This window comes from Pseudoalteromonas sp. KS88 (genome assembly GCF_004766475.1).
GTDB lineage: Bacteria > Pseudomonadota > Gammaproteobacteria > Enterobacterales > Alteromonadaceae > Pseudoalteromonas.
The window spans coordinates 77,508-90,004 of record NZ_PYHV01000005.1 but is presented as its reverse complement, the minus strand read 5'-3'; the positions used below and the strand labels follow the sequence as shown (position 1 = coordinate 90,004).

The following is a 12,497-nucleotide window of genomic DNA, read 5'->3' as shown; positions in this document are numbered from 1 at the left end:
AGTTTACCCACTTATCATATTAAAAACATGCTGAATAAGTAGTCTATAGTTAAAGCTTTTTTATTCGTGCTAGTAGCGCTTGCGTTGTCCACTCAAGTTCATTAAAAGGGATATCAGGCTTGTAATAAGCCCCTTTTCCTCGGGGTCTATCCACATAGACTTTATTAGGAATAATCACCTTAGTTAGCCCCGATGGAGTATCAACAAGTCTTACTTCCATATACGTTGAATCTGCACTGCTGGGTGCACCTAATAACATTGTATTTGAAAATAGTTTGAATGTATCAATTGCATCAAGACAAGCACTAGCGCACTGCCCCGGCACAATCACGATAACGTTATTATTGAAATCACTCTGTGCCACCACTGCTGCTTGTGTTGATGCTGCCTTCTCTTCGACATAAAATATCGCTTCTTTTTCTAAAGATTCCTTCATACCAGCAGATACTTTATCAACCATGTCATACATTTGAGGCTGCTCTTTTAGTAGTACTTTTAATGATTCAACATAATTAGTATTTTCTTCAGACGCCCGCCACCATACTTGCGTATTGCGCCCATATTGCGCTCGTTTTTGGTTTACTATGTGTTCTCCCCATAATTGCTCAGCAACTTTTAAACTCCAAAAAGAGGAGCCACCTTGATTATGACGAAGATCGAGTACTACCGTTTTGGCATTGAGTAACTTACCTCGTTGCTTTGTAAGCTCATCAAGCAATGCTTGGTAATCAGCTATTTGCAACTCATTAGGGCTAAAAGTTGGCATTGCAACCCACGCTATATTTTCACTCGGCCAGCCTAAACCAATTGGCAATTTATCGCCATTGTAGGCATACTTTAGTCGCTTACTCACGTTCTTTGGACGAACAGACCACTTCAGTATCACGCTATAAGTAGCGCCATTCGCGTTAACAAAATCACAGTTTTTTAGTTTAGGCAAAAATGGATTTCCATCATCAACCAATAGGCGCCACCCTTGGTTCCACCAATGCCCGGGCTGGTCAACCTCACCATGAAAATTAAAGAGTGTTTCGCGCATCAGAGTTTTAATATCCGTATTATTACAACGTATTATTGTGTCACCTTTGTTCACTTTATGGTGTTCGCTGTAATATACCCTTAAGCTGTCACCACGCCATACAGCAGAAAACTCGGGCCACCGTCTTGGAAGTTTAAACTCGTCAGGTAAAACAGCGACCGCCCCGGCATGCCCATCTTGTAAAATCGTATTAAAGCGGGCAATTGCAGCCTCGTACCCTTGAGGCGTAGTCACTTGCTGAGCAAGTGTTAAAGCGTGTTGTTTGGCGTCTTCAAGTAACGTGGGGAAGTTTGGATTATCACTGTCATACATGCCGGGATGATTTGCGGCAGTCTGTGCATAAGCATATTCAATATCATGTGCTGTTAGCGCTTGCCATTGTGTTGCGGTACGTGGGAAGTTTGGCTTCACAAAGTCATCATTTTGCGAAAAGCTATTGAATGAAATAAGCGTTAACAAACCCAATAAGCACAAATTAATGTCGTTTTTCATCTAAATCCTTCTATTTATTCCGAGCTAACTTAAAGTATTATACAAATTAATAGAGAGCTAAACCTCAGTCACATAAAGCCATGTTCTCGATAATCACTATTTTGCTATAGACTTTTTCTCAATAAAGAACGCCGATTCCACAAAAATATTGGACTGCATTTATAAACACGTTTCCTATGTGTTTTTCACCATTATCTGATTAATTTTATACTGCATATAAATCACATGAAATAGCGAGGTACTTAACGGGTTTAGCCAAAGTGTGTCACCCTTTTTAGCCTTAGTCATTAAATTAATACGGTTGCGTACCATGACTATCCAAGTCACATCAAAAATACTTGATACCACATGCAAACCAATGGAGCTTCTTAAAACGGTAGGATCATCAAAATTAGCAAGCCCATAGATTAAGCTACCCAATGAAACAACAAATAGCACACTCGCTGTTACAATAAATAACGTAGGTATTTTATACTCTGTATGTTTATTTATCTGGTTAGAAAAAGTATATAGTTTGTAGATCAGGTATGCGCCAATTGTCAGCAAACACAAAACAAGTGTTTTTATTACTGAGTCAACAACAAACACCCCAGTCAGTCCTTTTTGCATGTTATTTCCTTAAATCGACTCAATAATGTGCTTTTAAACAGCACAACCACAAATTAATAGTGACAAAACTAAACGTACTGGATTTACACAGCAACTCTCCCTATTAAATAAACAAGTGCTAATCTGCGCTGTTTTTATAATGCAGTGCTTTGCGCCTTAAATGCCTCGCCATTGCCTGTGTTGACGGATAACAAGGTAAAATAAGCCATAAAACAATGTATAACAATACTGGAATAACTAAAAACAAGCTGCTAAATATAAAAGCTAATCGTAAGCCATTTTTTCTCAAATTGTAATGTTCAGCTAACCCCGAACATACACCGCCGAGAACACCAGATTCGCCCCGTGTTAATAATTTTACTTTTGATAGATCCTGTATGCTTTTTATATATTCCTAATTTATGCAAATTAAATACTCAGTATCGCTCAATCGCTGCGCCACCTATCGAAATAATATACCCAAAGGCCATCCATGTTCACAACACGATATTTTGATACAAAAAACAGTGTTCCCTATTTATGTCCAATGAATGACTTCAATGCTAAATAAAATGGAGACTCAAGATAATTAAAAGCTCAGTTGAATGTAAAGGGGTTGTTAAGACTTTTTTGCTTTTGTACGGCTGATAAAACCAATGCTTTGAATAACGAAAAAGCGCTGTAAAAATACAGCGCTTATCATGACTTAATTTGTGATCACTTATTTAGGGGTTAAAAAAAGCCAAGAGGATCTTCACTATAACTTACTAATAAGTTTTTAGTTTGTTGGTAATGTTCAAGAGCGAGTTTGTGGGTTTCACGACCAATACCTGATTTTTTATATCCACCAAATGCAGCATGGGCTGGGTACATGTGGTAACAATTCGTCCACACACGGCCTGCCTCTATTTTACGGCCAAAGTGATAAGCGCGGTTCATGTTACGGCTCCACACGCCAGCGCCTAAGCCAAACTCTGAGCTGTTAGCAAGTTCTAGCGCTTCTGCTTCATCTTTAAAGGTCGACATGGAGATAACAGGGCCAAAGATCTCCTCTTGGAACACTCGCATGTCGTTAGTACCTTTAAGTAAAGTAGGCTGAATATAATAACCGCCATTTAGCTCCTCACTTAATTGCTCGACGTTACCGCCAGTGAGTACTTCTGCGCCTTCTTTTTTACCAATTTCGATGTAGCTGAGTATTTTATCAAATTGAGCTTGAGACGCTTGCGCCCCTACCATGGTTTCACTATCAAGTGGGTTGCCACGTTTTATCTGCAGTGTGCGCGCTAAAATACGTTCAATAAACTGATCGTAAATGTCTTCTTGGATGAATAATCGCGACGGGCAAGTACACACTTCACCTTGATTGAAGTAAGCCAGCACCGCTCCCTCAATAGCTTTACTTAAAAATGAATCGTCTTTTTCCATTACATCATTAAAGAAAATGTTAGGAGATTTACCACCGAGCTCAACTGTTGAAGGAATAATATTATCTGCTGCGCACTTTAAAATATGCGAGCCAACAGGAGTCGAGCCTGTGAAGGCAATTTTTGCAATACGAGTATTTGTTGCCAGTGCTTCACCAGCTTCTTTACCAAAGCCGTTAACAACATTTAATACACCAGCGGGTAATAAATCACCGATGATTTCCATCAACACTAAAATGGAGGCTGGGGTTTGCTCTGCCGGTTTAAGCACAACACAATTACCCGCAGCAAGCGCTGGCGCGAGCTTCCATGCCGCCATTAAAATTGGGAAGTTCCATGGGATTATTTGCCCTACTACGCCCAGTGGTTCATGAAAATGATACGCAACAGTGGTTTCGTCTATTTCTCCAATAGAGCCCTCTTGAGCACGTAAACAGCCCGCAAAGTAGCGAAAGTGATCAGCAGCAAGTGGAATGTCAGCCGCTAACGTTTCACGAATCGCTTTGCCGTTATCCCATGTTTCTGCAACAGCCAATAGCTCTAAATTTTGCTCAATTCGATCCGCTATTTTAAGTAAGATGTTACTGCGATCAGTAACAGAAGTTACACCCCAAGCAATTTTGGCTTCATGCGCTTTGTCGAGCGCCAGTTCTATATCTGCTTTATCTGAGCGTGGAATTTTACAAAACACCTCGCCGTTCACAGGGCTTATGTTGTCAAAGTATTGGCCATTTACAGGCTCAACCCATTGCCCACCAATAAAATTACCGTATTGCGATTTAAAATTAATGAGTGCGCCCTCTGCGCCAGGATTTGCGTAAATCATTGTGTGTCCTTTGATCAGTTGTTGCTCAATAGTTGCCTTATAAGGCTCAATATGGCGAGGTAATTATTAATTGTTTATCTGCCATTTATTGACATTAGCGTATATAAAGCATACAAACTTGATTGCCTGTCCAGAAAACGTGCCTGTGTGTCCAAACTTAAAAAGGGATTATGATGACAGCCTACTTAATGACTGAAAAGCTAACAAAGCAACGTAAAGCGGTTGATGTACTCATTGAAAATAAGCTCACTTTTGCCTCTGACAGTGCACACTTAAGTATTTATGACACATATAAAAATGCACAAAAAATAGCATTACATTCCAGTGAGTTACTATTTTGCGGTATGATCACTGGAAAAAAAATAATGCATGTAAACGACAGTGACTACCACCACTCATTTTTACCTCAGCAATCATTTGTGCTTGCCCCTGAGCAAGGCGTATTAATTGACTTTCCTGAAGCGTCAATGACCCAACCAACAACGTGCTTAGCTATTGAGATTAGTAGAGAGAAAATAAGCCAAGTAGCAGATGCATTGAATATACAACAACAAATAAGCAAGGATGATTTCTTTCAATATACCCCGCAACTTGTTCACACTGAACACAATCAAAACACGCAAAGTTTATTAGAGCGCATGGTGGGTTTATTTAGCGAAAATGAACAAGACCGCCAATACTTGATTGAGTTAAGCATTAATGAATTAATTACTCGCTTATTACAACAACAAAGTCGCGATTTATTATTGGCAAATAGCCAAAAACCAATGATTGATTGTGGTTTTACACACGTCTTAAGGCATATTGAACAAAACCTCAGTCATCCACTCGATATTGATGAACTATGCAAAATAGCCTGCATGAGCCGCAGTAAATTTTATCAACAGTTTAAATTAGCCTTTGGCCAAAGTCCTGCCCAATGGCAGCAGCAGTTAAGGCTTAAACTTGCACACTCACAATTACAACAGGGTAAGTTAGTTAGTCAAATTTGTTACGAGCTTGGCTTTTCAAGTCCGAGCCATTTCAGCCGCTTATTTAAAAGCGCGTTTGGCAAGCCACCCAAGAGCATTTTGATGCAAGTCAAAAACAAACTTGCTAATAAGTGCAATAATTCGCTGCAATAATCTATCTGTACAGGTTAATTACTTATTACTATTCTTAAAATAAGAAAATTTAACGAATTAAATTTAAGATAAAGTTAACCTAATGTATTAATATAATTGTACTTCATCTCAATCTAAGCTAGTTTTATTGTTCGGGTCATATTTGGATCCTCAATTACAGGAAATGTTCATGTTCGTCTCAAGTAAAACCTATTTAGCATCACAAAGCCAATGTGAGGCGCTTTTAAAAGAAATTGAGTTATTAAAAGCTGACAACCAAGCAATCACCATTGAAAATGAACAATTGCACGCTCAGTTAAATCAGCAGTCATCAGATGAAGAACAGCAATTTAATGCAAGCTTACTGCAAAGTACAATTGAATGTATCAACCAAATTGAGGGCATTAGGCAAACAGTTTTAGAGTCATACACAACCATTGATGAAGAAAGCAAGGTGAGCTATCAAATCAGCGATCTACTAGAGACTTCGAGTAAATCGCTTCAGCAAATCATCCAAGAAATGGATCAAATGACCACTAAAATGGGCAGCATGACAGAGAGTATTTCTGGGCTATCTACTATGGCTGATAGCATTAATAACTTTGTAATCACCATTTCTAAAATTTCTGATCAAACAAACTTATTGGCATTAAATGCCGCTATTGAGGCTGCAAGAGCGGGCGAGGCTGGCAGAGGATTTAGTGTTGTTGCCGATGAAGTGAGAACATTGGCCACTAACACCAATAAATCTGCGCAAGAAGTCTCAGAGCTTGTTAAAGGCATTATCAGTAAAACAAGTGAAACCGTTAACTCCGTTTCAACAATTCAAGACAACAACTCTCAGCTTTCAAGTAACTTTGGGGCATTAAATAATGATTACGGCACCATCATTGATCATTGCTCAAGTATGAAAAATACTATAACTAATGCTGCTATACGTTCATTTATTCAAACTGTAAAACTTGACCATATCGTATGGAAAGGCGAAGTATATGCGGTTGCTAATGGTACTTTAAATAAGTCGATTGACGATTTTAGTAACCATACAATGTGCCGCTTGGGCCAATGGTACAACTCCGAAGATGCACAAAACTTTAAGCAGCTTAATGCATTTAAACAATTGGAAGAGCCGCATAAAGAAGTACATCGCAACGGCGTTGAAGCACTTGTGCTTATTCATAGCGGTGAAAAAACAAATGCAATCAAACATATTAACTTAATGGAAGCAGCCAGTGAGCGTGTTATGAATCTGCTTGATGATTTAGCAAACCAATAAACCACAATTTTTTTAGTCATCAATAACATCTTAACTCAGGCATTAAAAAGTCGATTACGGTTTAAATGTAATCGACTTTTATACTTACATATACGATCAGAACTTACCCACCGACTTAACAGTATCGTTGAGTGATGCAGCATCAACGTAACCAATCATGCTGGGGTTTTTACTGATTAAATCGATTACATCTGCATCATTTGACACTTCTTTCGGTGGGGATCCCTTGCCCGTAAAAATAAGTTTTGACCAATACGCTTTGAGCTGGCTTCCAGATTTAGATAATACGTTGCTATCAAACTCTTTACGTACTGTGGAACTATCTTCTTGGTTAATTGGAACAGCTTGATTCCCATCAGAAAACGATTTTGCTTTACCTAAAAAGAACTTAGAGATTTCTGATTGATCAAAACTACTACTATTAGATGGGTGAACAATAACAACAACTTCTGCATTTACTGAATAACAACTCAGCAATAAAAGTGGTAAGAGTACCTTTTTAAACACTATCATAACGTATTCCTTAAAATACCAAGTCAATGCCAAGTGAGATTGATTCACTATCACCTGCTACAGCAAGGTCAAATGATTCATCGTTCACTTTATCAAATTGCACTTTAAACGCTGCCGATGAATGAAAGTCCCAACGTACTCCAAGTGACGTAGTATTATGCTGCTCACCATCTTGAGAATCTTCTTTAAATTGAGAATATGAAACATAAGGTGTTACAGCATCAAAGCGATAACCTAGCGTGATCATTGAGGTATCGAGATTGCCATTTAAGTCTAAGCGATTTAATTCTGTTAAAACAAATATGTTGTCAAAATCTAAATTAACAGCCACACCATAAAACTTACCAGTTCGGCTCGTTTCACCATCAAATAGCACACGTTCACCACTACGATACCGTTCATTTTTATAAGTCATGTGAGTGAGCCGTACTTCAAACCACTCTTTATTTAGTTGCAGCACTGCGCCAAGCATGTCACGCCAAATCTCACGTGTTGGCTCTTTAAAGAAAAACTCGCTGAGCAATTTATTATCTTTATCGTCTTCTTCTCCATAGTAAAGATTTCCCATCACAGACCAGTCACCGATATCTCCGCTGTATAAGGCGTTCACACCATTGTAATTAAAGATTTGCCAGGTGTAATTATCTGCAGGTGGGCGCATCCATACATAGGCGTAACCTACGTCATAGAAATCAGAATAATAAAATAGAGGTAAACGTTTTTTTCCTGCTTGAATTGTCCAATTGTCATTAAGCTCATAGGATAAATAAGCCCATTCGATTGATGCATCAAAATCATTGGCGCCCCGTGCAACTATTTGCCCTGTCATAGACAAACCATCGGCTAAATCTGCACTTATCTGTAACCCAAATAAGCTCTCAGGTTTAAATGAAACATCTTCGTCATACGCTGAAACAATCGGATAATCAGCTAAAAAGGTAGGAGGTATATCGTATTGCGGGACACCACTTCCGGATAAAACTTTACCAGCATTAATACTGCTAAAGCCTGAGAAATTAATCTCGCCGTAAGAACCCCCCGTAAACAGTAAACAATTTACAGTTAATAACCAATACAGCTTTTTCATCATTTGCGTTACCTTATGATATGAGTATTTTGCAATATGCATAATTAAAACTAGACCAACATCAAAATATTGCTCATTAATCCAACAGATTATTTTAAAAATAAATATGATGGGCGCAAAGACACGCCACTATAAAGTCTGACACTGTAAACTCATCACTGCATATTCTCTGACTCAAATACTGTATTTCTCCTATAAACCTCTAAATATTTATCGCGTTTTTCACAAAAATAGACGTACTAAACTTTGATTGCGCGGGATCGTTACCCGTATTTATTTTATTTAACCTAAGACTATTACTTGTATGTGAGGCCTTAAAAAGCGGATAATTACCAATTAATGAAAATACACTGATTTAGTGTGGCTAAAACAAAGTAAAGCTAACTAAAAAAGTGCGCACGAAGGTGGACCAACTCAATGGAAATTAAAGTTAATTTTCTCGATAACCTTAGATTAGAAGCTAAGTTCGACGATTTCTCAGTCATTGCAGATCAACCAATCCGTTACAAAGGCGACGGCTCTGCGCCAAGCCCTTTTGACTACTTCCTGGCCTCTTCAGCTTTATGTGCTGCGTATTTTATAAAAGTGTATTGTAATGCGCGTGACATATCGACCGACGGTATTCGCGTTGCGCAAAATAACATTGTTGATCCAGAAGATCGTTATAACCAAATTTTTCAAATTCAGGTTGAACTGCCTGAAAGCATTTCTGAAAAAGACCGCACCGGTATCCTGCGTTCAGTCGATCGCTGTACAGTAAAACGTGTTATTCAAACCAAGCCTGAGTTTAAAATTGACGCGGTAGAAAGCCTCGATAACGACGCAGAGGCTATGTTAATGGCAAAGCCTGAGGGCAGCGAAAACACCTTTATTCTTGGAAAAGACTTACCGCTTGAGCAAACCATCGCTGATATGACCGCGATTTTAGCCGATTTGGGCATGAAGATTGAAATTTCATCGTGGCGCAATATTGTACCAAACGTGTGGTCATTACATATTCGTGATGCTGCCTCTCCAATGTGCTTTACCAATGGTAAAGGCGCAACTAAAGAAAGCGCATTATGCTCTGCCCTTGGCGAATTTATTGAGCGTTTAAACTGTAACTTTTTCTATAATGATCAATTCCTTGGTGAAGAAATTGCCAACAGCGAATTTGTTCATTACCCGAATGAAAAATGGTTTGCCCTTACTGACGATGACTCATTGCCTGAAGGCATTTTAGACGACTACACGCTGAGCATTTATAACCCTGAAGATGAGTTGTGTGGCTCACACCTAATCGACACAAACTCAGGTAATGTTGAACGCGGTATTTGCTCTATTCCATATGTTCGTCAATCTGACGGCGAAACCGTGTATTTCCCATCAAACTTAATTGAAAACTTATTTTTAAGTAATGGTATGAGCGCCGGTAATAACTTTGCTGAGGCAAAAGTACAGTGTTTATCTGAGATTTTTGAGCGTGCTGTTAAACGCCAAATTATCGAACAAGAAATCGTACTGCCTGACGTACCAGAAGACGTGCTTGCTAAATACCCAGGTATTGTTGCCGGTATTAAAGGTTTAGAAGAGCAAGGCTTTCCAGTCGTTGTTAAAGACGCCTCCCTTGGCGGCCAATTTCCTGTGATGTGCGTGACATTAATGAATCCAAAAACCGGCGGTGTTTTTGCCTCATTTGGTGCACACCCTAGTTTTGAAGTTGCCCTAGAGCGCAGCCTAACAGAACTATTACAAGGTCGCAGTTTTGAAGGCTTAAATGACGTACCAAAACCAACTTTCAACAGCATGGCTGTCTCAGAACCTGAAAACTTTGTTGAGCACTTTATTGATTCAACCGGTAAAATTTCATGGCGCTTTTTCAGTGCAAAGCATGATTATGACTTTGTAGAGTGGGACTTTTCGGGCACCAATGAAGAAGAAACAGCCAGCCTGTTCGGCATCTTAAAAGATTTAGGTAAAGAAGCCTACATAGCTGAGTTTTCAGACTTAGGCACTGCATGTCGTATTTTAGTGCCTGATTACTCAGAAGTTTACCCTGTTGAAGATTTAATTTGGGATAACACCAACAAAGCCCTTAAATACCGTGAAGACATTTTAAACCTGCACAGTTTAGATGAAGACCAACTTGCCGATTTAGTCGAGCGCTTAGAAGAAAGCCAGCTTGATAACTACACTGATATTATCACTCTAATTGGTGTTGAGTTTGATGAAAACACGGTATGGGGACAGTTAACAATTCTTGAGCTTAAATTACTTATTTACTTAGCATTAGGTGATTTAGAAGCGACGATGGAACTGGTTGAAACCTTTTTACAGTTTAACGATAACACCGTTGAACGCGGCTTATTTTACCAAGCAATGCACGCCACACTTGAAGTTGCCTTAAATGATGACCTTGAAATTGAAGACTACATTCACAGCTTTACCCGCATGTTTGGCCAAGAAGTGATGGATGCAGTGGTTGGTTCAATCAATGGCGATGTAGTGTTTTATGGCTTAACGCCTACCAACATGCAGCTTGAAGGATTAGAGCGTCATCAGCGTTTAATCGACAGCTACAAAAAACTCCACGCTGCACGCGCTGCAAGGGCCAAGTAAAAAGTGTGAGCGCGAGTTTGCGTGGTTAAAGGTTTGAGCCGTCGTCCTTCACTTAGGCTCAGCTTTACGCCGCGCTAATAAGCCATTAAATTTAAGCACCTAGCATTGGCAGGTGCTTTATTTTTTTGTAGCGCAGTGCCAAAGAGATACAATGAGCAAGCTCTTTGTTTGGCAATGCTTGATCAAGCTCAAACACCAACGCACGGTTACCTTGATAGACAAAGGTATCGCCATATAACTCTTTAAATGTCTCCACCAGCTTTGTATTACAGTTAAAGTAAATACAAAATTGCTGCGGTGCTTTATCTTTATAATCAAATCGGATTGTGGAACCACTTTTTGAGATATAACTCGGCTCTCCCCATTTCAAGGTTTCTTCAAGTTCGGTGATACCATCTTGTGCGGCAACGCCAAAAATTAAATTTCGAATATCGTGCAATAACACCGCAATATTGTCAGGGTAAGTCGTAAACTTTTGCTTTACGTTTTCATCCATAATTTTAAATATTTCCTTTATAGTTCAGCAGGCTTATACCGGTAATGCCCGGTGATTTTATAGCTAAACAGCACATCTTCTCGTTGTGGCCCAGCTCCGATGTTATGCACAATAAGCGGCGTTTTGTTATCTGGCGCGAGCTCATTTACCACGATACCTATATGCGGCAGATTACCTGGTAGCATCCACGTAACAATATCACCCGCTTTATAGCTATCAGCATCATTAGTTATAGCTAGCACAGTACCGTGACGTTTAAAAAAAGTTTGTAAGTTGGGCACTCTGCGATGATCAATATTGCTATCGGGCTTAGTTAAGCCCCATATTCTTGTAGAAGGATAAGATGAGAAATTATCGCGCATGTCTTCATGCACTAATTGTTGTAAATCAATCCCAAGTGTTCGGTAACTGCGAATAATGACATCGGTGCACACGCCAATATTGGCAGGTACGTCTCCATTTGGGTATGCAATACGATGATAAGCACCGTCATAACGTACAGTGTGCGCTGTTCTTTCATTTGCGGCGTTTACCAATCCATCTGTAAATGTATTGCTATAACTAAAAGCAGAAAACACTAAAGAGAGAGTCAGTAACAATAAGTGATTAGTATTAACACCTAGCGATCTTAACTGCATTGCATTTTCCTTTTACATTTTAGTTTAGGTTCGACTGTTAGAGGTTAAATGCTCACTGAGCATCAGCCTAATCTCAAGCTCGCTTCGCTTGATTTCTTTAATGATCGATTGTCGGTTCATTTCCATAAACAGCCACAGCTTTATTGCAATTTGCATCATTAAACTACTCACAAAACACACCGCCCAAAACAATTGCTGCTCGGAATTAAAAAATTGATACGCTGATAATATAAAAATGGCTGTGAGTATAAAAGCGAAAAACGTCCCTAAAATAGTCCAACGTCGCATATTTCCATTATATACACCGCTAAGCTGCTTAAATAAGCCAGGATCACTCTCTAAAATAGACTCTAAATTGTGTTGCTCTGCTTGCAAACTCTGTTTAATTTTTTCATCAAAATTCATCATCATTCT

At 39.1% G+C, this 12,497-nt stretch carries 12 protein-coding genes; 3 read left to right on the top strand and 9 right to left on the bottom strand.

Annotation, left to right across the window (positions count from 1 at the left end; all coding sequences use genetic code 11):
* Positions 1-49 precede the first annotated feature (49 nt).
* The 4 genes from C7Y70_RS02760 to C7Y70_RS02745 form a co-directional block, all read right to left on the bottom strand.
* On the bottom strand, positions 50-1,531 hold the full coding sequence (locus C7Y70_RS02760) for a S41 family peptidase (protein ID WP_135473286.1): 1,482 nt from the start codon (positions 1,529-1,531) through the stop codon (positions 50-52).
* 174 nt (positions 1,532-1,705) lie between these two features.
* Positions 1,706-2,140 carry a hypothetical protein gene (locus C7Y70_RS02755; RefSeq protein ID WP_099296673.1) on the bottom strand — a complete coding sequence of 145 codons (435 nt, stop codon included), beginning with the start codon at positions 2,138-2,140 and terminating at the stop codon, positions 1,706-1,708.
* Positions 2,141-2,258: 118 nt separating this feature from the next.
* Positions 2,259-2,519, bottom strand: a complete 261-nt coding sequence (locus C7Y70_RS02750; RefSeq protein ID WP_135473312.1) for a PspC domain-containing protein — start codon at positions 2,517-2,519, stop codon at positions 2,259-2,261.
* A 332-nt stretch (positions 2,520-2,851) separates the two neighbouring features.
* Positions 2,852-4,372 (bottom strand): aldehyde dehydrogenase family protein, encoded by a 1,521-nt coding sequence (locus C7Y70_RS02745; protein WP_135473285.1) that lies wholly within the window; start codon positions 4,370-4,372, stop codon positions 2,852-2,854.
* A 173-nt stretch (positions 4,373-4,545) separates the two neighbouring features.
* Here C7Y70_RS02745 and C7Y70_RS02740 point away from each other — a divergent pair, with 173 nt between their 5' ends.
* Both C7Y70_RS02740 and C7Y70_RS02735 read left to right on the top strand, forming a co-directional pair.
* Entirely contained in the window at positions 4,546-5,496 is a 951-nt protein-coding gene (locus C7Y70_RS02740; RefSeq protein ID WP_135473311.1) for an AraC family transcriptional regulator, read from the top strand.
* Between the two features lie 169 nt (positions 5,497-5,665).
* A complete protein-coding gene (locus C7Y70_RS02735; protein WP_099296669.1) occupies positions 5,666-6,751 on the top strand; it encodes a methyl-accepting chemotaxis protein in 1,086 nt (361 codons plus the stop codon).
* A gap of 96 nt (positions 6,752-6,847) precedes the next feature.
* Here C7Y70_RS02735 and C7Y70_RS02730 read toward each other — a convergent pair whose 3' ends face one another.
* Entirely contained in the window at positions 6,848-7,264 is a 417-nt protein-coding gene (locus C7Y70_RS02730; protein ID WP_180270449.1) for a phosphate ABC transporter substrate-binding protein, read from the bottom strand.
* Between the two features lie 10 nt (positions 7,265-7,274).
* Positions 7,275-8,351, bottom strand: coding sequence for a porin (locus C7Y70_RS02725; RefSeq protein ID WP_135473310.1), 1,077 nt, complete (start codon positions 8,349-8,351; stop codon positions 7,275-7,277).
* A gap of 417 nt (positions 8,352-8,768) precedes the next feature.
* Between C7Y70_RS02725 and C7Y70_RS02720 the strand changes: the two genes are divergently transcribed.
* Entirely contained in the window at positions 8,769-10,949 is a 2,181-nt protein-coding gene (locus C7Y70_RS02720; protein ID WP_099296668.1) for an OsmC domain/YcaO domain-containing protein, read from the top strand.
* A gap of 91 nt (positions 10,950-11,040) precedes the next feature.
* Here the strand turns inward: C7Y70_RS02720 and C7Y70_RS02715 are convergent, their stop codons facing one another.
* Genes C7Y70_RS02715 through C7Y70_RS02705 form a run of 3 tightly spaced genes read right to left on the bottom strand, consistent with a single transcriptional unit; the run spans position 11,041 to position 12,494 of the window.
* On the bottom strand, positions 11,041-11,445 hold the full coding sequence (locus tag C7Y70_RS02715) for a DUF1801 domain-containing protein (protein WP_099296667.1): 405 nt from the start codon (positions 11,443-11,445) through the stop codon (positions 11,041-11,043).
* Positions 11,446-11,462: 17 nt separating this feature from the next.
* Positions 11,463-12,083: a DUF1287 domain-containing protein gene (locus tag C7Y70_RS02710; protein ID WP_135473284.1), complete on the bottom strand. Its 621-nt coding sequence runs from the start codon at positions 12,081-12,083 to the stop codon at positions 11,463-11,465.
* Between the two features lie 24 nt (positions 12,084-12,107).
* Positions 12,108-12,494, bottom strand: a complete 387-nt coding sequence (locus C7Y70_RS02705; protein WP_245321331.1) for a DUF6768 family protein — start codon at positions 12,492-12,494, stop codon at positions 12,108-12,110.
* Between the last annotated feature and the right edge of the window lie 3 nt (positions 12,495-12,497).